Source organism: Mesorhizobium sp. GbtcB19 (assembly GCF_019091085.1).
In the GTDB taxonomy this organism is placed as follows: domain Bacteria; phylum Pseudomonadota; class Alphaproteobacteria; order Rhizobiales; family Rhizobiaceae; genus Mesorhizobium.
The window spans coordinates 229,585-255,581 of record NZ_JAGXJY010000002.1; the positions used below are offsets into that span (position 1 = coordinate 229,585).

General features: G+C 63.7%; 29 protein-coding genes. 20 read left to right on the plus strand and 9 right to left on the minus strand.

Translation table 11 applies throughout. The features are described 5' to 3' along the window. Positions 1–24: 24 nt before the first annotated feature. A complete protein-coding gene (locus KVT37_RS05065) occupies positions 25–228 on the minus strand; it encodes a type II toxin-antitoxin system HicB family antitoxin (protein ID WP_217570321.1) in 204 nt (67 codons plus the stop codon). Between the two features lie 333 nt (positions 229–561). Here KVT37_RS05065 and KVT37_RS05070 point away from each other — a divergent pair, with 333 nt between their 5' ends. After that, positions 562–2,703: a sodium-translocating pyrophosphatase gene (locus KVT37_RS05070; protein WP_217570323.1), complete on the plus strand. Its 2,142-nt coding sequence runs from the start codon at positions 562–564 to the stop codon at positions 2,701–2,703. 86 nt (positions 2,704–2,789) lie between these two features. On the opposite strand, the gene KVT37_RS05075 is transcribed toward KVT37_RS05070, so the two are convergent. From KVT37_RS05075 to KVT37_RS05085, 3 genes are all read right to left on the minus strand, one after another. Continuing rightward, the gene (locus tag KVT37_RS05075) at positions 2,790–3,785 is read right to left on the minus strand and encodes a glycosyltransferase (RefSeq protein WP_217570325.1); all 996 of its coding nucleotides are present in this window, start codon (positions 3,783–3,785) and stop codon (positions 2,790–2,792) included. A gap of 2 nt (positions 3,786–3,787) precedes the next feature. Then, the gene (locus tag KVT37_RS05080; RefSeq protein WP_254633821.1) at positions 3,788–4,333 is read right to left on the minus strand and encodes a dTDP-4-dehydrorhamnose 3,5-epimerase family protein; all 546 of its coding nucleotides are present in this window, start codon (positions 4,331–4,333) and stop codon (positions 3,788–3,790) included. Positions 4,334–4,476: 143 nt separating this feature from the next. Further along, entirely contained in the window at positions 4,477–4,992 is a 516-nt protein-coding gene (locus KVT37_RS05085) for an outer membrane protein assembly factor BamE (protein WP_217570327.1), read from the minus strand. Positions 4,993–5,109: 117 nt separating this feature from the next. On the opposite strand from KVT37_RS05085, the gene KVT37_RS05090 reads away from it, so the two are divergent. From KVT37_RS05090 to KVT37_RS05120, 7 genes are all read left to right on the plus strand, one after another. After that, complete coding sequence (locus KVT37_RS05090; protein ID WP_217570329.1) at positions 5,110–5,652, plus strand: ubiquinol-cytochrome C chaperone family protein; 543 nt, start codon at positions 5,110–5,112, stop codon at positions 5,650–5,652. 11 nt (positions 5,653–5,663) lie between these two features. Continuing rightward, positions 5,664–6,212: a DUF177 domain-containing protein gene (locus tag KVT37_RS05095; RefSeq protein ID WP_217570331.1), complete on the plus strand. Its 549-nt coding sequence runs from the start codon at positions 5,664–5,666 to the stop codon at positions 6,210–6,212. Between the two features lie 130 nt (positions 6,213–6,342). Then, the gene (gene plsX, locus KVT37_RS05100) at positions 6,343–7,413 is read left to right on the plus strand and encodes a phosphate acyltransferase PlsX (RefSeq protein ID WP_217570333.1); all 1,071 of its coding nucleotides are present in this window, start codon (positions 6,343–6,345) and stop codon (positions 7,411–7,413) included. A gap of 9 nt (positions 7,414–7,422) precedes the next feature. Further along, positions 7,423–8,394, plus strand: coding sequence for a beta-ketoacyl-ACP synthase III (locus tag KVT37_RS05105; protein WP_217570335.1), 972 nt, complete (start codon positions 7,423–7,425; stop codon positions 8,392–8,394). Positions 8,395–8,498: 104 nt separating this feature from the next. Beyond that, entirely contained in the window at positions 8,499–8,822 is a 324-nt protein-coding gene (locus KVT37_RS05110) for an integration host factor subunit alpha (protein ID WP_023815657.1), read from the plus strand. A gap of 132 nt (positions 8,823–8,954) precedes the next feature. Next, on the plus strand, positions 8,955–9,494 hold the full coding sequence (locus KVT37_RS05115; RefSeq protein ID WP_042640150.1) for a MerR family transcriptional regulator: 540 nt from the start codon (positions 8,955–8,957) through the stop codon (positions 9,492–9,494). A gap of 96 nt (positions 9,495–9,590) precedes the next feature. After that, positions 9,591–9,893, plus strand: coding sequence for a YqjD family protein (locus KVT37_RS05120; protein ID WP_217570337.1), 303 nt, complete (start codon positions 9,591–9,593; stop codon positions 9,891–9,893). Positions 9,894–9,975: 82 nt separating this feature from the next. On the opposite strand, the gene KVT37_RS05125 is transcribed toward KVT37_RS05120, so the two are convergent. The 3 genes from KVT37_RS05125 to KVT37_RS05135 all read right to left on the minus strand — a co-directional run bounded on the left by KVT37_RS05125 (position 9,976) and on the right by KVT37_RS05135 (position 12,199). After that, on the minus strand, positions 9,976–10,965 hold the full coding sequence (locus tag KVT37_RS05125) for an ATP-grasp fold amidoligase family protein (RefSeq protein ID WP_217570339.1): 990 nt from the start codon (positions 10,963–10,965) through the stop codon (positions 9,976–9,978). A gap of 219 nt (positions 10,966–11,184) precedes the next feature. After that, positions 11,185–11,376 carry a hypothetical protein gene (locus tag KVT37_RS05130; protein WP_217570341.1) on the minus strand — a complete coding sequence of 64 codons (192 nt, stop codon included), beginning with the start codon at positions 11,374–11,376 and terminating at the stop codon, positions 11,185–11,187. Between the two features lie 214 nt (positions 11,377–11,590). Then, complete coding sequence (locus KVT37_RS05135) at positions 11,591–12,199, minus strand: hypothetical protein (RefSeq protein WP_217570343.1); 609 nt, start codon at positions 12,197–12,199, stop codon at positions 11,591–11,593. Positions 12,200–12,493: 294 nt separating this feature from the next. Between KVT37_RS05135 and KVT37_RS05140 the strand changes: the two genes are divergently transcribed. The 7 genes from KVT37_RS05140 to KVT37_RS05170 all read left to right on the plus strand — a co-directional run bounded on the left by KVT37_RS05140 (position 12,494) and on the right by KVT37_RS05170 (position 19,692). Continuing rightward, complete coding sequence (locus tag KVT37_RS05140; RefSeq protein ID WP_217570345.1) at positions 12,494–12,760, plus strand: helix-turn-helix domain-containing protein; 267 nt, start codon at positions 12,494–12,496, stop codon at positions 12,758–12,760. Between the two features lie 149 nt (positions 12,761–12,909). Beyond that, positions 12,910–13,368, plus strand: a complete 459-nt coding sequence (locus tag KVT37_RS05145; protein ID WP_217570347.1) for a YbaK/EbsC family protein — start codon at positions 12,910–12,912, stop codon at positions 13,366–13,368. 260 nt (positions 13,369–13,628) lie between these two features. Beyond that, the gene (locus tag KVT37_RS05150) at positions 13,629–14,957 is read left to right on the plus strand and encodes an NAD(P)H-dependent oxidoreductase (RefSeq protein ID WP_217570349.1); all 1,329 of its coding nucleotides are present in this window, start codon (positions 13,629–13,631) and stop codon (positions 14,955–14,957) included. Between the two features lie 2 nt (positions 14,958–14,959). Continuing rightward, positions 14,960–15,988 (plus strand): thiamine pyrophosphate-dependent dehydrogenase E1 component subunit alpha, encoded by a 1,029-nt coding sequence (locus KVT37_RS05155; RefSeq protein WP_217570351.1) that lies wholly within the window; start codon positions 14,960–14,962, stop codon positions 15,986–15,988. Beyond that, a complete protein-coding gene (locus tag KVT37_RS05160) occupies positions 15,988–16,986 on the plus strand; it encodes an alpha-ketoacid dehydrogenase subunit beta (RefSeq protein WP_217570353.1) in 999 nt (332 codons plus the stop codon). The genes KVT37_RS05155 and KVT37_RS05160 overlap by 1 nt, the downstream gene beginning before the upstream one ends. 3 nt (positions 16,987–16,989) lie before the next feature. Next, positions 16,990–18,375: a pyruvate dehydrogenase complex dihydrolipoamide acetyltransferase gene (locus KVT37_RS05165; protein WP_217570355.1), complete on the plus strand. Its 1,386-nt coding sequence runs from the start codon at positions 16,990–16,992 to the stop codon at positions 18,373–18,375. A 138-nt stretch (positions 18,376–18,513) separates the two neighbouring features. Then, on the plus strand, positions 18,514–19,692 hold the full coding sequence (locus KVT37_RS05170) for a DUF930 domain-containing protein (protein WP_217570915.1): 1,179 nt from the start codon (positions 18,514–18,516) through the stop codon (positions 19,690–19,692). On the opposite strand, the gene KVT37_RS05175 is transcribed toward KVT37_RS05170, so the two are convergent. Then, on the minus strand, positions 19,689–20,363 hold the full coding sequence (locus KVT37_RS05175; protein ID WP_217570357.1) for an HAD family phosphatase: 675 nt from the start codon (positions 20,361–20,363) through the stop codon (positions 19,689–19,691). The genes KVT37_RS05170 and KVT37_RS05175 overlap by 4 nt on opposite strands. A gap of 82 nt (positions 20,364–20,445) precedes the next feature. Beyond that, the gene (locus KVT37_RS05180; RefSeq protein ID WP_217570359.1) at positions 20,446–21,087 is read right to left on the minus strand and encodes a hypothetical protein; all 642 of its coding nucleotides are present in this window, start codon (positions 21,085–21,087) and stop codon (positions 20,446–20,448) included. A gap of 191 nt (positions 21,088–21,278) precedes the next feature. On the opposite strand from KVT37_RS05180, the gene KVT37_RS05185 reads away from it, so the two are divergent. Genes KVT37_RS05185 through ptsP form a run of 5 tightly spaced genes read left to right on the plus strand, consistent with a single transcriptional unit; the run spans position 21,279 to position 25,989 of the window. Next, on the plus strand, positions 21,279–21,716 hold the full coding sequence (locus KVT37_RS05185) for a transcriptional regulator GutM (protein ID WP_217570361.1): 438 nt from the start codon (positions 21,279–21,281) through the stop codon (positions 21,714–21,716). Between the two features lie 52 nt (positions 21,717–21,768). Next, positions 21,769–22,536: a PTS glucitol/sorbitol transporter subunit IIC gene (locus tag KVT37_RS05190; protein ID WP_217570363.1), complete on the plus strand. Its 768-nt coding sequence runs from the start codon at positions 21,769–21,771 to the stop codon at positions 22,534–22,536. A gap of 15 nt (positions 22,537–22,551) precedes the next feature. Beyond that, on the plus strand, positions 22,552–23,556 hold the full coding sequence (locus KVT37_RS05195) for a PTS glucitol/sorbitol transporter subunit IIB (protein ID WP_217570365.1): 1,005 nt from the start codon (positions 22,552–22,554) through the stop codon (positions 23,554–23,556). Between the two features lie 28 nt (positions 23,557–23,584). Then, entirely contained in the window at positions 23,585–23,965 is a 381-nt protein-coding gene (locus KVT37_RS05200; protein WP_217570367.1) for a PTS glucitol/sorbitol transporter subunit IIA, read from the plus strand. 47 nt (positions 23,966–24,012) lie between these two features. Further along, entirely contained in the window at positions 24,013–25,989 is a 1,977-nt protein-coding gene (gene ptsP / locus KVT37_RS05205) for a phosphoenolpyruvate--protein phosphotransferase (RefSeq protein ID WP_217570369.1), read from the plus strand. Positions 25,990–25,997 lie beyond the last annotated feature (8 nt).

The window sequence follows — 25,997 nt, forward strand, 5'->3', positions numbered from 1 at the left end:
CCAGATCCTTGCCTGAAATGGATTTCAAACTGCGATTTCCACCACCCTGCCGGGAACCGAAGTGGCCGAAGACGGCAGATCCACCGAAAGGCAGCCTTCAATTGCTTCACGCAGATTTGCAAGGAGTTCGTCCAAGGTTTCTCCTTCGGTCGCGCATCCCGGAATGGCGGGGACCTCGGCCCAGAACCCACCTTCTTCTGCCTCATGAACGATAGCTTTGAACTTCATTGATCGACTCCTGTCCGCTCTGGAAGATATGCTTGGCATTGAGCATTTGCAAAGCGCCGACCAGTCAATTGCTGACGTTGCCGGGACTCGATCCTGAACAACCGGACGCAACGTCATTTCAATCGATCTAATTCCAAGCCCGCGCTGGCCCAACAATTCCTGCCTTCTTCTTTTGGGCGAAAGCCGGGCAAAAACCGAACAATATCTTGACGTTCCAAGCCCTGTTTCGCATACACCCCAGCCAAGGGGTGGATTCCGTGCTTCGGCATCCGTCCCCGTTCCAACGGCCCAGGGAGGGGTTCTTTTGGGCCAACAATCGAGGAAAATCCGGCAATGACCATCATTACCGCCGTCATCGCCTGCGGCTTGCTGTCAGTTCTGTACGCCATCTGGGCGACACGTTCGGTCCTTGCGTCCGATCAGGGCAATCAGCGCATGCAGGAAATCTCCGCGGCCATCCGCGAAGGTGCCCAGGCCTATCTGGCGCGCCAGTACACCACTATCGCCGTCGTCGGCGTCGTCGTGCTCCTGCTCGCCTGGTGGCTGCTCTCCATCACCTCGGCGATCGGCTTCCTGATCGGCGCCGTGCTTTCGGGCGCCGCCGGCTTCATCGGCATGCATGTCTCGGTGCGCGCCAACGTCCGCACCGCGCAGGCCGCGTCGAACAGCCTCGCCGCCGGCCTCGATATCGCCTTCAAGTCCGGCGCTATCACCGGCCTGCTGGTCGCGGGCCTGGCACTGCTCGGCGTCTCGATCTACTACGCTATCCTGACCGGCCCGATGGGCCTGCAGCCGAATGACCGCATCGTCATCGACTCGCTGGTCTCGCTCGGCTTCGGCGCTTCGCTGATCTCGATCTTCGCCCGTCTCGGCGGCGGCATCTTCACCAAGGGCGCGGATGTCGGCGGCGACCTCGTCGGCAAGGTCGAGGCCGGCATTCCGGAAGATGATCCGCGCAACCCGGCCACCATCGCCGACAATGTCGGCGACAATGTCGGCGACTGCGCCGGCATGGCCGCCGACCTGTTCGAGACCTATGCGGTGACCGTCGTTGCCACCATGGTTCTGGCCTCCATTTTCTTCGGTGGCTCGGCCGCTCTGGGTGCGTCGATGCTCTATCCGCTCGCCATTTGCGGCGCCTGCATCCTGACCTCGATCGTCGGCACCTTCTTCGTCAAGCTGGGTTCCAACGGCTCGATCATGGGCGCCCTCTACAAGGGCCTGATCGTCACCGGTCTGCTGTCGATCGTCGGTCTTGCCGCCGCCACCTCCGCCACGGTCGGCTGGGGCGAGGTCGGCACCGTCGCCGGCATCGCCATCACCGGCAAGAACCTGTTCATCTGCGGCCTGATCGGCCTGCTGGTGACCGGCCTCATCGTGGTGATCACCGAATACTACACCGGCACCAACAAGCGCCCCGTGAATTCGATCGCCCAGGCGTCGGTGACCGGCCACGGCACCAACGTCATCCAGGGCCTCGCGGTCTCGCTGGAATCGACCGCGCTCCCCGCGATCGTCATCGTCGGGGGCATCATCGCCACCTACCAGCTCGGCGGCCTCTTCGGCACCGCCATCGCGGTCACCACCATGCTCGGCCTTGCCGGCATGATCGTGGCGCTCGACGCCTTCGGCCCGGTTACCGACAATGCCGGCGGCATCGCCGAAATGGCCGGTCTGCCCAAGGAAGTGCGTCACTCCACCGACGCGCTCGACGCGGTCGGCAACACCACCAAGGCGGTGACCAAGGGCTATGCCATCGGCTCCGCCGGCCTCGGCGCGCTGGTGCTGTTCGCGGCCTATTCGAACGACCTGAAATTCTTTGCCGCCAACGGCGACAAATACCCCTACTTCCAGGGCATGGGTGACGTCTCCTTCGACCTCTCCAATCCGTATGTCGTCGCAGGTCTGATCTTCGGCGGCCTGATCCCCTATCTGTTCGGCGGTATCGCGATGACCGCCGTCGGTCGTGCCGCCGGCTCGATCGTCGAGGAAGTGCGCAAGCAGTTCCGCGAGGATAAGGGCATCATGGCCGGCACCTCCAAGCCGAACTACGCGCGCGCGGTCGACATCCTGACCAGGGCGGCGATCCGGGAAATGATCATCCCGTCGCTGCTGCCGGTGCTGGCGCCGCTCGTCGTCTATTTCGGCGTGCTGCTGATCTCGGGCTCCAAGGCTTCGGCCTTCGCGGCGCTCGGCGCCTCGCTGCTCGGCGTCATCGTCAACGGCCTCTTCGTCGCCATCTCGATGACCTCCGGCGGCGGCGCCTGGGACAACGCCAAGAAGTCGTTTGAGGACGGTTTTACCGACAAGGACGGCGTCAAGCATCTGAAGGGCTCCGAGGCGCACAAGGCCTCGGTGACGGGCGATACCGTCGGCGATCCCTACAAGGATACCGCCGGTCCGGCCGTCAACCCGGCGATCAAGATCACCAACATCGTCGCGCTTCTGCTGCTCGCCGTGCTCGCGCACGGCTGAGCCTACAACGCGCAAAAACGAAAACCGCGGGGAGAGATTCCCGCGGTTTTTATTTGAGCGGTTGTCAGTGCGCCGGCGGCGTCGCGTCAGCCGGATTTCCGATCGTCGCCCGACGCCCGGTAACGCGCCAGCAACTGGTTCAAATCCGGTTCGCCCTCCGGCATCGGCGACAGCCCTCGAACCTTGCGCAACGTCTCGACGAACCCGCCGCGCGCATGTTTGCGGCGGAACGATCGCGCTCGAGGATGAATGCCGAGCGCGGCCATCAGCCGGCGCTTGAGATAGCTGAACGGGCCGGGTTGCCGCGGCTCGGTGGCGCTCGCCAGTATCGTGGCGCGCAGCGCATCGGGTGCGCTCATCGCATCGACGAGTTCCTCCAGTTCCCGCGCATCGTCATGCGCATAGCTGCCCTTGCGCATCCCCGAATGCAGTTTGAGCACGGTGAGATGCGGCAGCGTCGCGATCTTCGCCCCCTTGCGCCAGGCGCGGAACAGCCAGTCCTGCGAGGTTTCGCAATAGCATTGGCTGGCCGGCCGCCAGCCTCCCAGCCTCTCCAGCGCCGCGCGCCGAACAACTTGCGCGGAGCCGAAGCCGAGCGTGATGACAGGGTCGTAGAAGCCGTCCCTGCCGTTGCCGAAAATGGCGTTCCTGGCTTCGCCGCCGGCCTTGTAGTCCGGATGGATGGCCGCCCCGCGGGCGATCACGGCATCGGCTCCAGTCGCGTCGGTCCACCCCGTTGTTGCCGCCAGGTGGTCGGGAAACCACAGGTCGTCATGGTTCAGGATGGCGACGAACCGGCCTCGCGCCCGGGCAAAGCCGATATTGTTGGGACCGGACTGCTCGCCGAAATTCACCGGCAGATCGATGTAGGAGATCCGGCTATCAGCAAACGCCGCGACCGTCGCGGCAGTGTCCGCGCGGCAGGCGTCGCCGACGACGATCGCTTCCCAGTCCTGCAATGTCTGGCCGATGACGCTCTTCAACGCTTGCCGCAAGGCTGCCGGACGGTTGTGCGTGGCGATGACGACCGACACCAGCGGCTCGATCCGCGCAGCTTGATAGGGCTGGCCGGGCAGCGTCATGCCTAGACCAGCTTGTAGGGAATGTGCTCGGTATCGGGCGGCAGGCGCCAGTGGTCGGGGCTCTCGAAGGAATAGGCCTTGTCGACCATGTTGAGCACCAAAGCCGTTTCCGGTCCGAGCGAGGCGACGCCATGCCAGACGCCGGGCGGAATGACGACGAGCGCCGGCCTGACCGCGCCGACGATCTTGTGCCAGACCGCGCCGAAAGTAGGCGAGGCCTTGCGTCCGTCGAACAAGGAAATGCGCACGCTGCCGGTCGAGCAGAACAGCCGGTCCAGCGTCACCGCATGGGCATGCCAGCCGGTGACACCTCCTGGATACATGGTGCGTTGAAAAACCTGCCCTACCGGCAGGCCATCCAACCCCCACTCCGCGCGATACACCTCGGTCAGGTAGCCGGTCGCCGTGGCGACAGGTCTGATTTCCTTGAAGGTCACGCCGTCGATCGTCGGAGGATCGATGACAAGCCAATCAGACGTCACGGTCTGGCCGTCGGGCGTGCCCGTGGCCATCCAGCCTTGCGGTACGGTGCGCTCGTTGTTGCCCATATCCCAGCCCCCTGGAACTTGCCGCGAAGTCATACGTGGCTATACGGGCATAAGCAAGCGCAGCCGGCTTGCCGCCCGCTGGAAACAAAAAGACCCGCCAATCGGCGGGTCCTGGCTTGTCGGGCTTTGCCGGATGGATAAACTCAAGGCGTACTGCCGCCTGGGATGCCAGGGGCGATCTTCGACGCGCCCTTGATGACCTGGCTGAGGAAGTTCTGGTCCTTGCCACCGGTCGGCGTGGTCCTCGAGATGAAGTCGAAGATCTTGCCGTCCTTGAGACCGTAATTGGCGATCTGGGTGACGCGGCTGTCGGCGCCGAAATAGACCGCCAGCACATGCTGGTCGATGATGTGCGGATTGTCGAAGGCGACGTAGCGCTTGCGCGTCTGCGAGATGTAGTAGAAGGCCTCGTTGTCGAAGGTGGCCGTCGTCGACGGCGTGCCCAGCGCCAGAAGCACCTGTTCGCGGCTCGACCCGACCGGGACCGAATCGATCGCCTGCTGGTCGATGACATAACCTTTCGTCAGCGTCTCGGTTGGATGGAGATCGCCGAACATCTTGGACGAATTGCAGGCGGAAAGCGCCGATACCACCACCAGCAGCGACGCCACGCCCACCGGGGCGGGCGCAAAGAACGACTTGAATTTCAGCGCACCCAACAACAATTCTCCATCACATCCCCGCAACTTGCGCTGGGCCGCAAAACCGGTAAACCAGCTTGCATGCCGATGCAACAAGGCCAAATCAAACAACAGGTCCCCGGGAGACCGCCCTCAATGTTCCAGCGCCTTTTTGGCCGCGAACGCAATGCCAACCGCGCTATCACCGACGCGCTGTACGCACAAATCGTGGCGGCGGCGCGGCAAACATTGTTTTATTCCGACTGGAATGTGCCGGATACGCCGCTCGGCCGCTTCGAGATGCTGTCGCTGCACATGTATCTCGTCCAGCGCCGGCTGCGCGGCGAGCAAGGCGTGGCGGCCGAGGTCGCGCAGGTGCTGATCGACGAGTTCTTCCTCGACGTCGAGCATTCGCTGCGCGAGCTCGGCATCAGCGATGTCGGCGTGCCCAAACGCATGAAGAAGCTCGCGAAGATGTTTTACGGCCGCACGGCCGCTTATGACGACGCCCTCAAGCAGGACGACCGGGTGGCGCTTGCGGCGGCGCTCGCCCGCAATGTCAGGCCGGACGCCGGCGCCTGGCCGCAGGCACCGCTGCTGGCGGACTATGTTGGCGATGCCTCGCAAAAGCTTGCCGCGCAGCCTACCGAATCGATTGCCGCCGGCACGGTCGCGTTCCCGGCCGCCGGGGCGGCGTGAAGGAGGCCAGCATGAAGGACCCTGAACCGCGCAGCCCGGTATCCTTTGTCGCCAATGTCGCGCGGCTGCCGCAAAAAGGCCTGCCGGTCGTCGTCGAGGCCGATGAGCGGCAGCGCGCCGCGCTTGCCGCCGAATATGATCTGCTTTCGGTCGAGCGTTACCGCGCCGAACTGCTTGTGGCTTCCTGGAAGCGCAACGGTGTCAAGGTCACCGGCCGCGTCGAGGCCGACATCACCCAGGCATGCATCGTCACCCTGGAGCCCGTGACCGCGCATATCGACGAGCCGGTCGAAGCGCTGTTTTTGCCCGAGCAGTCCAAGCTTGGGCGCGAGGGGTTCGAAGGCGGCGGCGAGATCATCCTCGACGCCGACGGACCGGACAGCCCGGAGACGTTTTCCGGCGACAGTATCGACGTCGGCGCGCTGGCCGAACAGTTTTTCGGCCTGGCGATAGACCCCTATCCGCGCAAGCAGGGAGCCTCGCTCGACGTCGCCGGCGACGAACAGCCCGAGGAAAGCGAATTCCAGAAAAAGCTGCGTTCGCTGCTTGGAAAATCCTGAGAGTGGTCCGGATTTTGGAAAAGTTGGTTGTGCGCAGGCGCAAAACCGCTATTTTCGCCGAACCTTCGCGAGCCCCCTTACCTCGGCAGGCGTCCGCCGCAAGCCAGGCAAACCGTGAGAAAAGCACTACGTGATCAGAATTTCCATCGATGCCATGGGCGGCGATCACGGACCGAGCGTGGTCATCCCGGCGCTGATGACGGTCGCCATCCGCCGCCCCGACATCCGCTTCGTCATCTATGGCCGCGAGGATGTAGTGCGCCCCGAACTGGCCAAGTTCCCGAAACTCGCCGAAGTGAGCGAATTCGTTCATTGCGAGATCGCCGTGCGCATGGACGACAAGCCGAGCCAGGCGCTGCGTCAGGGCCGCTGGAAGTCGTCGATGTGGAAGGCCGTCGAGGCGGTAAAGAGCGGTAGCGCGCAGGCCTGCATCTCGGCCGGCAATACCGGCGCGCTGATGGCGATGTCGAAATTCTGCCTGCGCACCATGGCCACCATCGATCGTCCGGCGATCGCAGCTCTTTGGCCGACGACGCGCGGCGAAAGCGTGGTGCTCGATGTCGGCGCCACCATTGGCGCGGATGCGCATCAGCTCATCGACTTCGCCATTCTGGGCACTGGCATGGCGCGCTCGGTGTTCGGCATCGAGCGGCCGAGCGTCGGCCTGCTCAATGTCGGCGTCGAGGAGATCAAGGGCCAGGAAGAGGTCAAGGAGGCCGGCCGCATGCTGCGCGAGGCCAATATGGCTTCGATGAATTATCGCGGCTTCGTCGAAGGCGACGATATCGGCAAGGGCACGGTCGACGTGGTGGTCACCGAGGGCTTTGCCGGCAACATCGCGCTCAAGACCGCCGAAGGCACGGCGAGGCAGATCGCCGGCTATCTGCGCGCCGCGATGAGCCGCACGCTGATGGCCAAGATCGGTTATGTCTTCGCCAAGGGTGCGTTCGACAGGCTGCGTGAGAAGATGGATGTCGGTCGCTCCAATGGCGGCGTCTTCCTGGGATTGAACGGCATCGTGGTGAAAAGCCATGGCGGCGCCGATTCGGATGGCTTTGCGGCGGCCATCGAGCTCGGCTACGACATGGTGCGCAACAATTTGCTTGACCGGATCGAGGCCGACCTCGATCTGTTCCATGCGCGCAACCCGACTGCCCAGGCAAACAGGAAATCCGGCGTCTCCGCCGACGCCGAGGAATAGGAAAGAGCTTTGATCAGATCAGTCGTGCGCGGCAACGGTGCCGCGCTGCCCCGCCGCATCATGAAGAATGCCGATTTCGAAGGCATGGTCGAGACCTCCGATGAGTGGATCGTCCAGCGCACCGGCATTCGCCAGCGCCACGTCGCGGCCGATGACGAGACGACGGCCTCGCTGGGCGAGGCGGCGGCGCGCGCCGCGCTGAGCAGCGCCGGCATGACGCCCGCCGATATCGACCTCATCATCCTGGCGACGTCGACGCCCAACAACACCTTCCCGGCGACCGCAGTCGAGATCCAGAACCGGCTCGGCATGCATCACGGCTTTGCCTTCGACATGCAGGCCGTGTGCTCCGGCTTCGTCTATGCCGTCGCCACCGCCGATCTTTATATTCGTGGCGGCCTGGCCAAACGTGTCCTGGTGATCGGCTCGGAAACCTTCTCGCGCATCCTTGACTGGAACGATCGCTCGACCTGCGTGCTGTTCGGCGACGGCGCCGGCGCGCTGGTTCTCGAAGCGGAAGAAGGCGTCGGCGCGATCACCGATCGCGGCGTGCTGGCGGCGAGCCTGCGCTCCGACGGTGTGCACAAGGACAAGCTTTTCGTCGACGGCGGCCCATCGACCACGGGAACCGTCGGCCATCTCAGGATGGAAGGCCGTGAGGTGTTCAAGCATGCCGTCGGCATGATCACCGACGTCATCGAGGCGACCTTCGGCGATGCGGGCATAACGGCTGAGGACCTCGACTGGTTCGTGCCGCATCAGGCCAATAAACGGATTATTGACGCTTCCGCCAAGAAGCTCGGGATTGCCGAGCAGAAAGTGGTGGTCACCGTCGATTTACACGGTAACACCTCGGCTGCCTCGGTGCCTCTGGCGCTCTCGGTGGCCGTCGCCGACGGCCGCATCAAGAAGGGTGACCTGGTGCTTCTCGAGGCGATGGGTGGGGGTTTCACCTGGGGCGCGGTGTTGCTCCGCTGGTAAGTGCCGAACGCGCCGGTTCGGTTCTTGACCTTGACGGATCAATTACTTAGGCTCTGCCTTTACCTGTATCGATTTACGTTTTTGCGAGCAGATGGGACGGTCGCATGGGGGGAAAGACACTTACGCGTGCCGACCTTGCTGAAGCCGTTTACCGGAAGGTTGGTTTGTCGCGAACGGAATCGGCGGAGCTCGTCGAGGCTGTGCTGGACGAAATCTGCGAAGCCATCGTTCGTGGCGAGACGGTAAAGCTGTCGTCCTTCGCCACCTTCCATGTCCGTTCGAAGAACGAGCGCATCGGCCGCAATCCAAAGACCGGTGAGGAAGTGCCGATCCTGCCGCGCCGGGTGATGACGTTCAAATCGTCGAATGTGCTCAAGAGCCGGATCCTGCGGTCGCACCAGAACAGCAAGGGCAAGGGCGGCAAGTAGTTTGCTGGCGAATGCGGTTGAAAACCGCCGGTCGTTTTGACGCTGGGCTTGAATATCGTTTCATAAATCGCTGAAATAAGGGCCGATTCGGCATCATGCGCCGGATCGTGGTCCAGTGTGGAGGATTGGCCCATGGACAAGAGTCCCGACGCTTTCCGCACCATCAGCGAAGTCGCGGAAGATCTCGATCTGCCGCAGCACGTGCTGCGTTTCTGGGAGACGCGGTTCACCCAGATCAAGCCGATGAAGCGCGGCGGCGGCCGCCGCTACTACCGGCCGCAGGACGTCGAACTGATCAAGGGCATCAGGCATATGCTCTACGATCAGGGCTATACGATCAAAGGCGTGCAGAAGCTGCTGCGCGAGAACGGCAACCATTTTCTGGTCGCCATCGGCAATGGCGACATGGCCGCCGTGGAGGCGATCGCCCAGCGCCGCCAGGCCGAACAGGTGCCGCTGACGGCGGCCGCGCAACCGCGCGGCGACGAGGATGCGTTGGTCGGCCAGCCGAAGGTGAAGCCCAGCCGCCGTTTCTTCGGCCTCGGCAAGAGCGACGACGAAGGCCCGGTTCAACCTGACGCTTCGAAATTGTCGCGCGACAACCGCGCCTTGCTGCAGGAGGCGCTGTTCGACCTCCTGGAATGCAAACGCCTACTCGACCAGGTTCGCTGACCGGCCGTCATTTAACTTGCCTCCGCTGCGCCTCAACGTGCCGGAACTGGCGCTTCGCCCATGCGTTAGCCTTGTCCAAGAGAAGGACAATGCAGCATGGCATCGTTTTCGACCCTTTCCGATCTTGATCTCGACAGGCAAGTCGCAAAGCTCTCGCGGCAACTGAACGATCTCAAGAAAGTCCTGGCTAGGCGCGGCGACGCTTATTACGAGGACGGTCGCGAGGCGGCATCCGACTATTATTCGGAGCTCGCCGATCGCCTGCATGAGACGCTGCCTGCGATCAGGCGCAAAGGCAGGGCGCTCGAACGGACGGCGCGCGACCACCCGGCAACGGCCGCTGCTGTCGGCCTGGTCGTGGTCGGGCTGCTTGCTGGGCTGCTCATCAGCAGGCGCTGATCGTTTCGACGAGCTATGAAACAGAAATGGCGGCCGTCCCTGACGGTCGCCATTTCCGTCTCATTCGGCTGCGCGCGGTTTGTCAGGCGCGCATTTGTTTTCGTGTTGCGCGCGCCGCGCATCTGGCCAGCAACGCCTCGGCGTAGAGGCCGCTCACGCCGCGGTGCCGACGCCTGAGATAGTCAGAGTCTTCCAGCCGCCAAAGCCGTTCGAGCCGCTCTGCGATTAAGGGGTTGGTCCATGTACCGTAGCCGGCAGCGGAATAGATGCATATCTCGCCGGCATGGAGGCCTTTGTCCGTTACCAGGAAATCGATCCTGGCATGATCGAGCTCGCCGGCGATGCGTGGCGCCAGCGCTATAGCCTGTCGGACGAAGTCGAGCAGGGCAGGGCTGAGCGGCAAAGATTGATCCTCGCGCGGATAGTCGGGATCGCGTCCGGGTAACGGTTGGCCGTCGCCGTCGAACAGATGCGAGCGCTTGGCGATCTTGTCCTCCGCCCAGACATGGCTGATGTCGCCGCTGCAGACATGAACCTTGATGTCGGTGGCGATCGTTCCGCCGCAGAGTTTCAGCTGCTCCTCGATGAGGACGACGGGGGCGATTGGCCAATAGGCCCATTCGCCGTGGCGTCGCCCGAAGCGTCTCTTGAGCCACCGCTTTGTCTTGCGCACGATTTCCGCCCGTCCGGGCCGGCCGCCGGAAACGAAGATGTTCATCTCGCAGCCATGATTGGTTTTGACGACGACCTGGCCGGCAAGCAGTTCCGGCGGCACGTCTTCCGGATTGCGGCCGGACCACAGCGTTTCGGGGACCGGCAACTCAGGACAGGCGGCGCGGATATAGGCCTTTGCCGTCAGCTTGTCGGTCAGCGTCACGAACAGCGGATTGTGGTCGATGATCTTCCGCCAGAGCATCAGCTCGTTATAGCGCGTCGGGACGGCAGGGTTCGGCAGATAGCCCAACCTGCTGGCGAAGCGGGCAATGAGCAAGGGATGGCGAAGGGTGAGGAGGATTCGGGCGGCCATCAGCACCAGGCGGTGTCTGGCCGGCAGGTCGGCGTTGATCCCCATCAGGCGCATTCCGGAGGGCGGTTCGGCATCGCCGGATGCTTAGAGCAATTCCAGGAAAAGTGTGAGCGGTTTTCCGTCCGGAATTGCGTAAAAACAAAGGGATAGGGCGGTTCGCCGTTTCCGTGAAACAGTGAAACGCTCTAGGTGGAAAACTCCGATGGGAAGGTCGGGGTCGCTCAACAAGCGAAGGCTCGCCTTCCCATCGGCAAGCGGGAAGGATCACATGTGGTGGTTGTGATGATGGTGGTGGCGACGGTAGTGATGGTGATGATGGTGCCGGCGATGATGCCTGTGATGATGACGATGATGCTTCTTCATCGGAGCCGCATCAGCGCTGGTGGCGCCCAGGATCGGCATGGTGAACGCCAGGGCCAGAGCCAGCCCGAGCGCTGAGAGAAGGGACTTCTTCATGACTCGTTTCCTTGTTAAGCGGGCGTTCCGGGATTCACCGGATCAAGTCCGAGACCCAAGCCTCGCAACAAGGACTATCCGCCTGGTTTTTTTCGACAATTTTTCCCAAATGTAGATTTTTGTTTCTGGATTGTTTCTGGGAAGTCCGGTTGCCTCGCCTGCCCGCCTGCCAGGCGAAGATCGCGGTAAATCTGGGATGCGGCTGCCTGGCCTCTCACATGGGCGGCGCGACGCCGTGATTCCCGACTACGACCCGGTTCGCGACGAGCTTGCCGTCGCTGCCGCGCTCGGCGTTGACGAACACCGCGACGCCCGGCGCGAGATCCGCCGGCGTGGCGGCGGCGAATGTCACGACCGGCGTCGTCTGCGGGATCGCGATCTGCTTTTTCTGGCCGTTGTCATAGGTAAGCGTGACCGTGCGGCCCTGGATTTCGGTGACGTCGGCCACAGTGCCGTTGGTCATGCGGCTGTTGGGCTGCAGATCCCAGTCGCGGTCGCCTTCTCCGGTGCCCTTCAGCGCCGCCGGGAAGATTACGACCTCCAGCGCGCCGCTGCCGCCATCGGCCTTGGAAATCGAGGCTATGCCGAGAAAATCGCCCTGCTTGATGTCGCCCGTCGACGCCTTGGCGACACCCGAGATCTTCCAGCCGTCGGCAAGCGTGATCGCATCGGTCTTGCCGTCGCGGTCCTTCACCGTGAGCGTCGATCCGGCTACGCCGACGACAGTGCCTCGAACACGTGCGTCATCCGCCGCCCACGCTCCCGTCGCGCAGATGACGCTCGAGACAGTGCCGAGCACAATTGCGAATGATTTCAAATTCATGGCATTCGGTCCTTCCGTGAAATGCCCGGCGCGCGGGTTTTGGCTGCCGGTGACGGCTAGCTAACGAATCGACGCGCCGAAAATGTCGGCGAAACCGGTCGTGGGGCTTCAAAAGAACTTGATTGGGCGCCACGCGATCTTACATGTACGAGGCCTGCGAAACCGGCCGGAATGCCGCTTCACGATGGCGTGACGGCCTAAGCTCTTGGCAAATCATTTGTTAACGAGCATTCTCCCGCCCGTCTCAGGCAACGCCACATTTCATCAGACCCTGTTTCATCCAAAGGAGTTGCCATGCCCAACACCGCACGGAACGCCGTTTCCAACGACATCATTGCCGCGTCCGGCCTCAATCCGTTCAAGGCCGCGCGCGAAACGAGGGGATATACGATCGAGGAACTCTCTTTGACCTGCGGCCTCGCCGTGGGCGAGATCGTCGACATCGAGGACGGCAAGGACGCCGATCCCGCCAAGCTCCGGCGCATAGCCTCGGCATTGCAGATGCCGGAAGAGGAATTGATCAGAGTGCCGGCCGCCGAGAATCGGCCCACGCAGCAATAGCGGCACGAAAAGCGTCCATTCAAGAGCCCGCCGCGGTTTGCCCGGCGGGCTTTTTAGTGCATGCGAAGCCCTGGCGCTGGCTCTTGCCAATAGCGGTTGGGTCATGCAATTCGCCGGATCGCCGCTGTTCGACAGACGAGGGGATCACCATGAGCTTGGAATCGGTTCGCGCCTTCTTTGCCGAGCATGCGCCCGACATCGAAGTCATTGTCACCGAAGCAAGCTCGGCAACGGTGGCGCTGGCGGCCGAAGCCCATGGCGTGACGCCGGCACAGATCGCCAAGACGATCTGCCTGCGTGTCGGCGACGAGGCCATGCTGGTCGTGACCAGCGGCACCGCCAGACTCGACAACCGAAAGTTCAAGGACAGGATGGGCGGCAAGCCGCGCATGCTGACCGGCGACGAGGTGCTGGCCGCCACCAGCCATCCACCCGGCGGCGTCTGTCCGTTCGGCCTGCCGGCGCGGTTGCCCATCTATTGCGATCTGTCGCTCCAGCCTTTCGGGGAGGTCGTTCCCGCCGCCGGCGCCACCAATGCCGCCGTGCGCATCGCCCCGCAGCGCATGGCCGCTCTGGTCGGCGCCGAATGGGTCGACGTTTGCCAGTAACAATTCCCGCCTAGATATATTCGCAACGCAAGCCAACGCGCTAACCGGCGGTTCTGATCGGCTTTCGACCACGAGCCGGGCAATCGCCGCCCGAATTGGCGTGCGCGCCTTGATGCTTGCGCCTTTTCGCCGTTGCGGTTGGACCAATTCGAAAAGCAGCGGCTAATGCCCAAATTCTGGACATTAGTCTTGACAGAAATACATATGTTCAATACCGGTCAAGCAACCGAACAGCATGCGACATGGGAGGAATACACGGTATGGCATCCAACATTTCGTTGACGGGCCTTGCCCGCGATCTCGAGGAACGCGCCAAGACCGGCAAGCCCATCCGCATCGGCCTGATCGGCTCCGGCGAAATGGGAACCGACATCGTCACTCGCGTCGCCCATATGTCCGGCATCGAGATCGGCGCCATTTCCGAACTGAACCTGCCAGCGGCCAGCAAGGCAGTGGACATCGCTTTCCAGGAAGCCGGACACGCGCGGGAAGTGTCGAACGCGTCGGCCATGACCGCTGCCATGGAGGCTGGCAAGATCGCCGTCACCAACGATTCAAGCCTGATCATCGGCAACGACCTGATCGACGTCGTCATTGATGCCACCGGCGTTCCAGCCGTCGGCGCCGAGATCGGCTTGCGCGCCATGGAGCACGGCAAGCATCTGGTGATGATGAATGTCGAGGCCGACGTCACCATCGGCGCCTATCTTAAGAGCGAGGCCGACCGTCTCGGCGTTACTTATTCGCTCGGCGCCGGCGACGAGCCGTCTTCCTGCATGGAGCTGATCGAGTTCGTCTCCGCCATGGGCCACCCGATCGTTGCCGCCGGCAAGGGCAAGAACAACCCGCTCAACATCGACGCCACGCCGCCCGACTATGAGGAGGAGGCGAAGCGCCGGCATATGAATGTGCGCATGCTGGTCGAATTCGTCGACGGCTCGAAGACCATGGTCGAGATGGCGGCAATCGCCAACGCCACCGGACTGGTTCCCGACAAGCCGGGCATGCATGGGCCTGCCGCGACGCTCGGCGAATTGTCGAAGGTGCTGGTGCCCGAGAAGGACGGCGGCGTGCTGTCGAAGGTTGGCGTCGTCGACTATTCGATCGGCAAGGGCGTGGCGCCCGGCGTCTTCGTCGTAGCCGACATGTCGCATCCGCGCATTTCGGAACGCATGGAAGATTTGAAGATGGGCAAGGGCCCTTACTTCACCTTCCATCGCCCGTATCACCTGACCTCGCTCGAAGTGCCGCTGACCTGCGCCCGCGTCGTGCTCTACGGCAAGGCCGACATGGTGCCGCTGGCCAAGCCCGTAGCCGAGGTCTGCGCCGTCGCCAAGAAGGATATGAAACCCGGCGACAGGCTCGATGCCATCGGCGAGTATTGCTACCGCGCCTGGATCATGACCGCGCCAGAGGCTCATGCCGCGCGGGCCATTCCCTGCGGTCTGCTGCAGGGCGGTTCGGTCACCCAGCCGGTCAAGAAGGGCGAGCTGATCACCTATGCCAATGCGGCGCCCGCGCCGGGCTCGAAGATCGCCGAGCTGCGCGCCCGCCAGGACAAGCTCGTCTACGGCACCGTGGAGGCGTGATCATGGCCGGAGCCAGCAAAGCCGTCGTCGATAGCCGCGCCAACCTGCCATTCGTCTACCGCCAGTACAGCCCGGAGCAGCTCAGGCAAGTGCTGCACAAGATGTATCTCATCCGCCGCTTCGAAGAAGGCGCGGAAGAGTGCTACATGCGCGGCCTCATCCACGGCACCATGCATCTGTCGATCGGCCAGGAAGCGAGCGCCATGGGCATCTGCATGCCGCTCGCCGAGGATGACCAGATCACCTCGACGCATCGCGGCCACGGCCATTGCATCGCCAAGGGCGCCGAGGTCAGCCGCATGTTCGCCGAGTTCTTCGGCAAGACCACCGGCTACTGCAAGGGCCGCGGCGGCTCGATGCACATCGCCGATGTCGCCAAGGGCAATCTCGGCGCCAACGGCATCGTCGCCGGCGGTATTCCGATCGCCGTGGGTGCCGCGCTCTCCTCCAAGATGATGAAGACCGGTAAGGTCGTGGTCTCCTTCTTCGGCGACGGCGCCAACAATGAAGGCGCCTTCCACGAGGCGCTCAACATGGCGGCGATCTGGAAGCTGCCGGTGATCTTCGTGTGCGAGAACAACGGCTACGGCATGTCGACCTCGACGGCGCGTTCGACGGCCGTGAAGAACATCGCCGAGCGCGCGGCCGCCTATTCGATGCCGGGCGTCATCGTCAACGGCAACATTTTTTCCGAGGTCGCCGAAGCGTCTTTCAAGGCTGTCGAGCGGGCACGCGCGGGCGAGGGGCCGACGCTGATCGAATCCAAGACCTACCGCCATCGCGGCCATTCCAAGAGCGACCGCAACCGCTACCGCACCAAGGAGGAGATCGAGGACTGGATGGCGAACCGCGATCCGATCACGCTCTTCGAGAACGAGCTTCGCGACTTCGGCTTCATCGACGAACAGGGCATCGAGGCGATCCGCGACGCGGTCGCCAAGGAGATCGCCGACGGCATCGAGTTCGCCAAGGCGAGCCCGGCGCCCGAGATCGCCACCCTTGAGAACTATGTCTACACGGAGCATGCGTGATGGACGCCGCGGTGCGTGAACTGAGCTACGCGCAGGCGATCCAGGAAGCCATGGCGATCGCCATGGACATGGACGAGCGCGTCTTCCTGATGGGCGAGGATATCGGCGTTTATGGCGGCGCCTTCCAGGTGACCGGCGATCTCGTCGAGCGCTACGGCACCGACCGGGTGATCGACACGCCGATCTCGGAACTGGGTGGCGCGGGCGTCGCGGTGGGCGCGGCCGTCACCGGCATGCGGCCGATCTTCGAGTTCCAGTTTTCGGATTTCGCCACGCTCGGCATGGAGCAGATCGTCAACCAGGCGGCAAAAATGCGCTTCATGCTCGGCGGCGAGGTTTCGGTGCCGCTGGTGATGCGTTTCCCCGCCGGTTCTGGCACCGGTGCTGCCGCGCAGCACAGCCAGAGCCTGGAGGCCTGGCTCGGCCATGTGCCTGGCCTAAAGGTCATCCAGCCGGCGACGCCGCATGATGCAAAAGGCATGCTGCTTGCCGCCGTCGCCGATCCCGACCCGGTCATGATCTTCGAGCACAAGCTGCTTTACAAGATGAAGGGCCATGTACCGGAAGGCCACTACACCGTGCCGATCGGCAAGGCCGAGATCCGCCGCCAGGGGCGAGACCTCACCATCGTCGCCACCTCGATCATGGTTCAGAAGGCGCTCGATGCCGCGGCAACGCTGGAAGGCGAGGGCATCGACATCGAAGTGGTCGACTTGCGCACGATCCGGCCGATCGACCGGCAGACCGTCATCGACAGCGTGAAGAAAACCTCGCGCCTGCTCTGCGTTTACGAGGCGGTGAAGACGCTTGGCATCGGCGCCGAAGTGAGCGCGCTCGTTGCCGAAAGCGAGGCCTTCGACTATCTCGACGCGCCGATCGTGCGCCTCGGCGGCGCCGAGACGCCGATCCCCTACAATCCGGACCTGGAAAAGGCGACGGTGCCGCAGGTTCCCGACATCATCGCCGCCGCCCGCGACCTCGTGAAAGGGGTCCGCTGAGCGATGCCGACCGAAGTCATTCTACCCAAGGTCGACATGGACATGGCGACCGGCCAGATCTCGCGCTGGTTCGCCGAGGAGGGCGCCACGGTCAAGAAGGGTGACGTGCTCTTCGAGATCGAGACCGACAAGGCCGCCATGGAGATCGACGCGCCGGCCAGCGGCACGCTGCGCAACGTCACCGGCAAGGAGCGTGTCGACATTCCCGTCGGTGAGCCGGTGGCGTGGATCTATGCCGATGACGAGATCTATTCGGCTGAGACGGCGCAGAACAACGCGCCAATCTCCCCCCAAATGGGGGAGATGTCGGCGAAGCCGACAGAGGGGGGCGCCGTCCCTCCGACGTCTCGTTCCTTCGCGCCCCCCTCTGCCCTGCCGGGCATCTCCCCCACAAGGGGGGAGATTGGCCAATCGCAGGGCGAGCGCGCAACGCCGCTGGCGCGCCGCTTGGCTCGTGAAGCCGGTCTTAAGATAGCTGAAATCCAAGGCAGCGGTCCGCGCGGTCGCGTTCTGCGCGCCGACGTCGAGGCCGCGGTCGCTGCGAAAGGCGCGGCCGTCCCTGCGCAGCCGACCGCCGAGATCGTGTCGCCAAGCCCGGCCGATATCCCGTCATCCGCCCCGGCCCCTGCGCCGAAGCCGATGTCGGACGACCAGGTGCTGAAGCTGTTCGCCGAAGGCTCCTACGAGCTCGTGCCGCACGACAACATGCGCAAGACCATCGCGCGCCGTCTGGTCCAGGCGAAGTCCACCATCCCGCACTTCTATTTGACGCTGGACTGCGAGCTCGACGCGCTGCTCGCACTGCGCACGCAGTTGAATGCCGCTGCGCCGACGAAGAAGACGGAAAAAGGCGAGGCCCCGGCCTACAAGCTCTCGGTCAACGACATGGTGATCAAGGCGATGGCCATGGCGCTGATGGCGGTGCCGGATGCGAACGCGTCGTGGACCGACAGCGCCATGGTCAAACACAAGCACGCCGATGTCGGCGTCGCCGTCTCGATCCCCGGCGGCCTGATCACGCCGATCATCCGCCACGCCGATGAAAAGACGCTGTCGGTCATCTCCAACGAGATGAAGGACCTCGCCAGCCGCGCCCGCAGCCGCAAGCTGAAGCCGGAAGAATACCAGGGTGGCACGACGGCGGTGTCCAATCTCGGCATGTTCGGCATCAAGGATTTTGCCGCCGTCATCAACCCGCCGCATGCGACGATCCTTGCGGTCGGCGCGGGCGAGCAGCGGGCGGTGGTGAAGAACGGTGAGATCAAGATCGCCAACGTGATGTCGGTGACGCTGTCGACCGATCACCGCGCCGTCGACGGCGCGCTCGGCGCCGAACTCCTCGGCGCCTTCAAGCGCATGATCGAAAACCCGATGGGCATGCTGGTCTAGGCCGTCTCTGGCCGGCCCTGAACCTGCCTAAAACGTACAGGCGCCGGCTTCCAGATCACCGACTTGTCAAGCGGATAGCCAGCAGCGTTTCGCTTCCCACGCTTGAAGCCGCCGCTGTTTCGTTCCACATCGGGCGGCATGAACGGCAAGTTGCAGGAATGGTTCCGCAATTGGCGATCGGCCCTGGCCGCATCGCTGTTCCTGCATGTGCTGATCGCAGCCTTTCTATTCTATGGCCTGCCGAGGCCCGAGCTACAGCCTGATCAGCAGGAACAGCCGGTCAATGTCGCTATCGTGCCGCCGCCCGAGCAGCCGAAGCCAAAACCCGTCCCAAAGCCACCGGCGCCGAAACCTGAACAGAAGGTCGAAAAGCCACCTGAACAAAAACCGCCTCCGGAACCACCGAAGCCGAAGCTGCCGGACGAGCAGGTTCTGAAGCGCGTCTTCGAGTATGGCAAAAAGGATACCGGGCCGGAAAAATCCCTCGACGGAGAAAGTGCCAAGCCCAACACGCCGCAGCCGGCCAAGGACGAGCCGGCGAAGCCGCCTGTTGCGCCGACACCCGCGCCGCCCCAGTCCTCCCCCCAACCCGCTAGTCCCGAGCAGCAGGCGCAGCCCAGCAAGCCGGAGGAGAAGCCTGGCGCCGTCCCGCCGGAGGCCAAACCCGCGCAAAGCGAGGAGAAGCAGGCGACGGAAGACAACGACAAGCAGCAGCCACAGAAACAGGACGAGCAACCGCAAACCGCTGATCGGCAAGCAGCGGAAACACCAAAGCCATTGACGTCTGAGACCGGCAGCGAGCCGGCACCTCCAGCCTCGGCCGCCAAGGCAAAGCCCAAACCGGTCAAGACAATGACGTTCAAACCCGCAAGGGCTTTCAGGGCGCCAATTGGGAAGGCAGGAAAGTCAAATCCGACGAACAACGACGCTGCGGGATCGCCGATCTATGCCGGCCTTCCCGGAGTTCGAAAGCTCTATTCGCAGGGCGCGACCGGAGATCCGTTTGCCACAAGCGCCATGGACAACGTGCCGCGTGGTGAGCGCGTGGCTACTCTTTGCGGCAACGTTCTGAGCCGGGAATTGCAAAGTGCAGACTATCCGGTCAAGTGGGTGCCAACCATTAAGCTGGACAAAGGCGATGTTCTCAACCCTCCGCTGGCCGCCTTCAGCACCAGAAAAGCCTGGTATAATCTAAACTTTCGGTGTGAGGTCGACGCCGATGCGACGAGGGTCCTGTCCTTCAACTTCCGCGTGGGCTCATTAGTCCCGCCTGGCGAATGGGCAGCACGTGGATTTGCCAAATATCCGCTAGATTAGGCGGGCACACCAAGCCCCGCCAATTGTCGGCCGACTTCGTGCCAGTCGGCGCAGATGAAATCGGCGCCGGCAGCCTTCAACCGCGCGCTGTGTTCAGGATAAGTGTGGCCGCCGCCGGTATAGCCGATCGGGATCATGCCTGCCGCGACCGCGCCTTGAATGCCGAAGGGCGAATCCTCGATGACGATGCAGTCGGCGGGCTTCGCGCCCATCTTTTCGGCCGCGTAGAGGAAGATGTCGGGCGCCGGCTTGCCGTTCTTGACCATCGAGGAGGAGAAGATCGCCTCGCCGAAGAAGCGCGAGAGGCCAGTCACCGAAAGGCTGTGATTGATGCGTTCGACCGAGGACGACGAGGCGACGCAGCGGTCGCCGGCAAGCGCGTCGAGGAACGGCACGATCCCCGGCGTGGATTTAAGCTCCTCCGAGAATAGAAGCTTGGTCTCGGCCCAAATGTCGCCTTCTGCGGCGGGCGGGAACTGATGGCCGGTCAGTGTCTTGATCTTGGCGATGATATCCGACTGCTTCATGCCGATGCACTGCGCGATGATGCCGCCGTGGACGCCGGGCATGCCGTGCTTGTCATAGACGCGCTCATAGGCCTTGGCGGCCAGTGGCTCGCTGTCGACGAGAACGCCGTCGCAGTCGAAGATCATCAGTCTGGATCGCGCCACGCGCCTCTCCCGGCTTCGATATCAATGTTGCACATCGCTATCGATAAAAAGTCAGATGTTCAATAGTGAGGCGGCCAACGCATCAAAGCTGGCGCAGCGCCTCGCTGACCGGCGAGGATCCCAGCGCGCGCTGCATCGCCTGGCGCGACTGGGCGCGGTCCGGCGTGATCCAGTTGGGCTCGGCGCCAAGGAAGCGGTCCAGGAAGGCCACGGCATAGGCCGGCATTTCCGTCGCGTTCTCGCGATAGGACCACCAGGTGCGCAAATCGTCGGCGCATTTGTCGATGCTGGGCGCGGTGCCGAACTCCTGCTCGTGCACGGCCAGGATCGCCGACACGCAATAGTTGGTATAGAGAAAACCTTCCGGCCAGAAGCGCACGATCTCCGCCGTGCCGGCATTGGCCTGCGTCTCGATCATTTCGGTGAGCCCCGAAATCTCGCGCGCCGGCGCTTGGCGGATCAGCTCGCGCAACACCAGCCCGGCGGCGAAGACGATGAAGTCCGCGCGGTCTACGTCCGCGAATCGCTTCTGCGCCTCCATCACTTCGATCCAGTCGAGAAAGGCGCGCGTCAGCTTGGCCTCGTCGATCTCGAAGCGCACGCCGAAGGTTTCCGACACCACCTTGGCGCTGCTGCGGAACGTGGCGCGGAACCAACGCAACTGCCGCAGCCGGTGGCGAAGGTCCGGCATAAGCGCCAGTTCGTGCCTGAAGGGCAGATCCATGTCTCATATCCCGTTTGAAGAGAGAGGCTAGCACAGGCGCCGCCGATGCCGAAATCGGCTAGCCGCCTGTGGAGCGTTATGACGGCTAATATAATACATGTTGACATTCTAGGAAACAAATGTTCTCACTTTCGGGTCATCTCGCCTCCGTCCAATATGCGCCGGAGAAAGAGACTCGGGAGGAAACCGAAATGGCGATCTGGCAGTGGGCGCTGCTTCTGCTTTTTGTTGTCTGGGCGCTGCAATCGCTGGGCGTCTGGCTGCAGATGCGGCACTATTCGGACGTCTTCAAAGGCGTCACCGCTGAGTACAAGGACGGCTTCGTCGGCGCCGGCAATTTTCGCGGCCGGCTGGCCAAGGGCACCATCGCGCTCATCGTCGTGACGCCGGATCTCATCGTGCGCCGCTTGATGGTCATGAGCGGCCGCTCGGTGCTGACCAAATTCAAGCGACATGAAGAATTCGAGGGCATTCCCCTCGATCGACTCCGGTCCAACCCTGCGATCATGGGGGAGGGGGAACCCGGTGTGGCCGAGGCCGTGAAAAGGGCGATCGAGCAGATCGACCGCGCGCGGTCGGAGCCGGGGAAGAAGCCGGGCCTGTCCGGCTTGAACGTAGCAAGGGCTTAAACGACGCCGGCAGCCGGCTGGGAATGACCGGCAGGGGTCATAAGGAGGAGAAATGTCTGTAATTTCGTTATTGGCGCAGCATGCCGACCTGGCGGTGCATAACCTGCATGTCGCGGGCACCATGGTCTCGGATGCTGCCTGGCATGGCAAGCTCGGCGTCGAGCATGCCACCGATCATCTCGTGGTTCTGGCGCAGGCGACGACCGACAACGCGCCGGTCACCGCCGATCAGCTGAAGGAACAGCTGAAGAACGTGCAGCAGGAAGAGCAACTCGGCTGGCTCACCGCCATCGGCAAGTACTTCATCGGCATCTTCCAGAAGGGCGGCGAAGTCTTCGCCGGCTTTGTCACCGGCATCATCCCGACGCTGGTCGTGCTGATGACCGCCTTCTACGCCGTCACCGAACTGGTCGGCGAGGAGCGCGTCCACGGTCTGGCGCGTGGCGCCGGCCGCATCGCGCTGACCCGTTATACGGTGCTGCCGGTCCTGTCGGTGTTCTTCCTCACCAATCCGATGGCCTACACCTTCGGCTCGTTCCTGGAAGAAAAGCACAAGCCCGCCTTCTACGACGCGGCCGTGTCTTACGTGCATCCGCCGCTCGGCCTCTTCCCGCACATCAACCCCGGTGAATATTTCGTCTGGGGCGGCATGCTGGTGGCGCTGCTCGACCTCGAGAAGCGCGGCGTCATCGCGGGCGGTTATCACGTCAAGGTGGCCATCTGGTACGCCATCGTCGGCCTCGTCGTCATCCTGCTCAAGGGCATCCTGACCGAGCGTATCACCGCCATCATGGCGCGCCGCCAGGGCGTCGAGCTCTAAGGGCGGGAGGACACCATGGCCAACACATACAAAGCCGTAAAGATCTCCCGGGGCAACACAGGCTGGGGCGGTCCGCTCGTCATCGAGCCGACCTCGCAGCGCGACAAGGTCGTCTCCGTCACCGGTGGCGGCATCCATCCGGTCGCCCAGCTCATCGCCGACATGACCGGCGCCACGGCCGTCGACGGTTTCAAGGCGCCGCCGATCGAAAGCGAGATGGCTGTCGTCGTCGTCGATTGCGGCGGCACCGCGCGCTGCGGCGTCTACCCGCGCAAGCGCATCCCGACCGTCAATCTGACGCCGGTCGGTCAGGCGGGTCCGCTCGCCCAGTTCATCACCGAGGATATCTACGTTTCGGGCGTGAAGCCGGCCAATGTCGCAATGGCGGACGGATCCGAAGCGGTCACCACTGCAGGGGGAGCAGCATCGATGAGTTCAAGCAACAGCAACGCAACCAGAGCGGCCGAGCCGCTGCCGAGCGAAGGCGGGCTTATCGGCCTGATCAGCTCGATCGGCCGCGTCATGGGCCGTGTGGTCGGCATCTTCTTCAATTCCGGCCGCCGCACCATCGATCAGGTCGTCCGCAACGTGCTGCCCTTCATGGCCTTCGTGACCATGCTGATCGGCCTCATCCTCTACACCGGCATCGGCGACGTGCTGGCGCAGCCGATGGGTCCGCTGGCCAACAACATCGTCGGCCTGCTGGTCATCTCGGCCATCTGCGGCCTGCCGTTCCTGTCGCCCATCCTGGGACCGGGCGCGGTCATTGCGCAGGTCATCGGCGTCGCCATCATCGGCCCGCAGATCGCCAACGGCACCATCTCGCCCGCGATGGCGCTGCCGGCGCTGTTTGCCTACAACACCCAGGTGGGCTGCGACTTCGTTCCCGTCGGTCTGGCGCTCGGTGAGGCCAAGCCGAAGACGATCGAAATCGGCGTGCCGGCGGTGCTCATCAGCCGCCAGATCATGGGCCCGGTCTCCGTGCTGATCGCATGGGTCGTGTCCCTGATCGTGTTCTAAACCACCAGTAAAAAACGAGGTTCGCCATATGTCGGTTCTTCTCAAGACACGGGTCACGGCAATCGGGCCCGAAGTGGCGGACCTCGCCGAGGGCGGCGTGGTCATCCTGTTCGCGGATGGCTCGCCTCCCGAACTGGCCGAAGTCTCCGTGTTGCACCTGGCGGAGCAGGGGCCTAGTGACGACGCGCCGCAAAAGGGCGCTTCGATCACGCTTGGACCGGTTTCGGCGACGATTACGGCAGTAGGCGACACCGCATGGAGCAAGGTCCGCGAAATGGGCCATGTCGTGATCTCCTTCAACGGAGCGTCCGAAGCCGAACGGCCCGGCGAAGTCTGCGCCTCCGAGGTCGATACCGGAGCGCTCGTGGCGGCGCTTACGCCGGGCGCTGTCATCACCATCGCCGCCTGATACGATCTTCGCCGTCCAGGGACGGCAACATAAGCTAGAGTATTGCCATGGAACGCTCGACCATCGTCAGAGTGCATGAAGGTTTGCACGCCCGTCCCGCCACGCGGTTCGTGAAACTCGCCAAGGGTTTCGAATCCGACGTCGAGCTGGTCAAGGACGGCAAGGCGGTCAGCGCCAAGAGCTCGGTCAAGCTGATGCTCTTGGCAGTGAAGGAAAACCAGGAAGTCACCGTGCGAGCCAACGGCGCCGACGCCATCGAGGCGGTCGAAGCGCTGATCGGCTATCTCGAGAACCCGCGTGCCGGTCTCGACGACGAGAGCGAGGCCGGCGAGGGTGGCTCGGAAGCAGCCGCGCCCGCTCGGGAGGCCGCGTCGCCGGCTTCGCAGGCGGGTGGAACTCCGACGCTCCAGGGCGTCGCCGCCAGCGAGGGCGTGGCCATCGGGCCGGCTTTTGCACACTTCCCCGCCGAGATCGAAGGGCCGGGGCGGCGCCTGCAGGCCGATGAGATCGACGGCGAGGTCGAACGCTTCCGCGCCGCTGTGGCGACGGTCCAGGCGCGCATGGATCGAACCCTTGCCGAGGATAATCTCTCGGCCGGCGACCGCGGTATCGTCGCGGCCCTGCGCGACATCGCCGCCGATGACAGCCTGACCGGCGAGGTCGAAAAGCTCATCAGCGAGGGCGACGACGCGGTGTCGGCGGTCATCGCCGCCGCGGCCACCATCGCGGCCGATTTCAGCGCTGTCGACGACCATTATCTCAACGCCCGCGCCGACGACGTCCATGCCGTCGGTCGGCAGGTCTGCCTGGTGCTGCTCGGCCAGGACGAGGTCAGCCTGGAGACCATTCCGCAGGGCGCGATCCTGATTGCCGACGACATCGGCGCCTGGGATCTGGCGCGCGCGCCGCTGAAGCGCATCGGCGGTGTGGTCTGCGGCCATGGCGGCGCTACCTCGCACATCGCCATCATCGCCCGCTCTCACGGCATCCCAGCGGTGCTGGGGCTCGGGGAGAAGGTCAATGCGCTGCGCGCCGCCAAAGAGGTAGCTATCGACGGCAATGCCGGGCATGTCATCGTCGATCCGGACGAGGCCGCGCGCGCTGATTTCACCCGGCGCGTCGAGGCCGCTGCGCAGGAACGCGCCGGGCTCACGGTGTTCAAAAGCGTGACTCCGACCCGCGCCGACGGCACGGTGATCGAGGTCGCGGCCAATATCGGCTCGCTCGAGGAGATCGAGGCGGCGCAGGAAGCCGGCGCCATGGGTGTCGGGCTGTTCCGTACCGAACTGCTCTTCATGCGCCACATGCACCTGCCGTCGGAAGACATGCAGGCCGAAACTTATAGCGCCCTGGCCAAGGCGTTTGCGCCGCATTCGGTCATCGTGCGCACGCTCGATATCGGCGGCGACAAGCCGATCGCCGGCATCGAGTTCCCGGACGAGGAAAACCCCTTCCTCGGCTGGCGCGGCATCCGCATGTGCCTCGATCGCCCCGACATTTTCAAAAAGCAGCTGCGGGCGCTGCTCAGGGCCGCCGTGCACGGCAACATCAAGGTGATGCTGCCGATGGTTTCGGAGATCGCCGAGGTCACCCGCACCCGCGCGCTGGTCGCGGAATGCGCGGCTGAACTGAAGGCCGAAGGCGTGCCGCACGCGGCCTTCGATCTCGGCGTGATGATCGAGACGCCGGCCGCCGTGCTGATCGCGCCGGCGCTGGCAAAGGAAGTGGCGTTCTTCTCCATCGGCACCAATGACCTCACCCAGTACATCATGGCCGCCGACCGCCTCAACCCGACGGTCGCCAAGCTCAACGACGTCACCAATCCGGCGGTGATGTCGGCGATCGAGCTGACGGCCAAGGCGGGTGTCGCCGCCGGCATCATGGTCGGCATGTGCGGCGAGGCCGCCGGCCGTCCGGATCTGATCCCGGCCTTCATCAAAATGGGGCTGACTGAGCTCAGCATGAGCCCGGCCTCTATCCAGCGCGCCAAGAAGACCATCGCGGCCATGGCTGCCGGACGATAGCGGAGCTC

Coding starts and splice junctions, on each gene's coding strand:
- KVT37_RS05125 (WP_217570339.1), bottom strand. CDS start 10,965: ATGGGGATCAACGCCGACCTGCCGGCCAGACACCGCCTGGTGCTGATG.
- KVT37_RS05090 (WP_217570329.1), top strand. CDS start 5,110: ATGTTCCAGCGCCTTTTTGGCCGCGAACGCAATGCCAACCGCGCTATC.
- KVT37_RS05120 (WP_217570337.1), top strand. CDS start 9,591: ATGGCATCGTTTTCGACCCTTTCCGATCTTGATCTCGACAGGCAAGTC.
- KVT37_RS05195 (WP_217570365.1), top strand. CDS start 22,552: ATGGCCAACACATACAAAGCCGTAAAGATCTCCCGGGGCAACACAGGC.
- KVT37_RS05140 (WP_217570345.1), top strand. CDS start 12,494: ATGCCCAACACCGCACGGAACGCCGTTTCCAACGACATCATTGCCGCG.
- KVT37_RS05180 (WP_217570359.1), bottom strand. CDS start 21,087: ATGGATCTGCCCTTCAGGCACGAACTGGCGCTTATGCCGGACCTTCGC.
- KVT37_RS05200 (WP_217570367.1), top strand. CDS start 23,585: ATGTCGGTTCTTCTCAAGACACGGGTCACGGCAATCGGGCCCGAAGTG.
- KVT37_RS05170 (WP_217570915.1), top strand. CDS start 18,514: ATGAACGGCAAGTTGCAGGAATGGTTCCGCAATTGGCGATCGGCCCTG.
- KVT37_RS05070 (WP_217570323.1), top strand. CDS start 562: ATGACCATCATTACCGCCGTCATCGCCTGCGGCTTGCTGTCAGTTCTG.
- KVT37_RS05130 (WP_217570341.1), bottom strand. CDS start 11,376: ATGAAGAAGTCCCTTCTCTCAGCGCTCGGGCTGGCTCTGGCCCTGGCG.
- KVT37_RS05155 (WP_217570351.1), top strand. CDS start 14,960: ATGGCCGGAGCCAGCAAAGCCGTCGTCGATAGCCGCGCCAACCTGCCA.
- ptsP (WP_217570369.1), top strand. CDS start 24,013: ATGGAACGCTCGACCATCGTCAGAGTGCATGAAGGTTTGCACGCCCGT.
- KVT37_RS05165 (WP_217570355.1), top strand. CDS start 16,990: ATGCCGACCGAAGTCATTCTACCCAAGGTCGACATGGACATGGCGACC.
- KVT37_RS05185 (WP_217570361.1), top strand. CDS start 21,279: ATGGCGATCTGGCAGTGGGCGCTGCTTCTGCTTTTTGTTGTCTGGGCG.
- KVT37_RS05150 (WP_217570349.1), top strand. CDS start 13,629: ATGGCATCCAACATTTCGTTGACGGGCCTTGCCCGCGATCTCGAGGAA.
- KVT37_RS05110 (WP_023815657.1), top strand. CDS start 8,499: ATGGGGGGAAAGACACTTACGCGTGCCGACCTTGCTGAAGCCGTTTAC.
- KVT37_RS05160 (WP_217570353.1), top strand. CDS start 15,988: ATGGACGCCGCGGTGCGTGAACTGAGCTACGCGCAGGCGATCCAGGAA.
- KVT37_RS05095 (WP_217570331.1), top strand. CDS start 5,664: ATGAAGGACCCTGAACCGCGCAGCCCGGTATCCTTTGTCGCCAATGTC.
- KVT37_RS05065 (WP_217570321.1), bottom strand. CDS start 228: ATGAAGTTCAAAGCTATCGTTCATGAGGCAGAAGAAGGTGGGTTCTGG.
- KVT37_RS05145 (WP_217570347.1), top strand. CDS start 12,910: ATGAGCTTGGAATCGGTTCGCGCCTTCTTTGCCGAGCATGCGCCCGAC.
- KVT37_RS05135 (WP_217570343.1), bottom strand. CDS start 12,199: ATGAATTTGAAATCATTCGCAATTGTGCTCGGCACTGTCTCGAGCGTC.
- KVT37_RS05190 (WP_217570363.1), top strand. CDS start 21,769: ATGTCTGTAATTTCGTTATTGGCGCAGCATGCCGACCTGGCGGTGCAT.
- KVT37_RS05080 (WP_254633821.1), bottom strand. CDS start 4,333: ATGGGCAACAACGAGCGCACCGTACCGCAAGGCTGGATGGCCACGGGC.
- KVT37_RS05075 (WP_217570325.1), bottom strand. CDS start 3,785: ATGACGCTGCCCGGCCAGCCCTATCAAGCTGCGCGGATCGAGCCGCTG.
- KVT37_RS05115 (WP_042640150.1), top strand. CDS start 8,955: ATGGACAAGAGTCCCGACGCTTTCCGCACCATCAGCGAAGTCGCGGAA.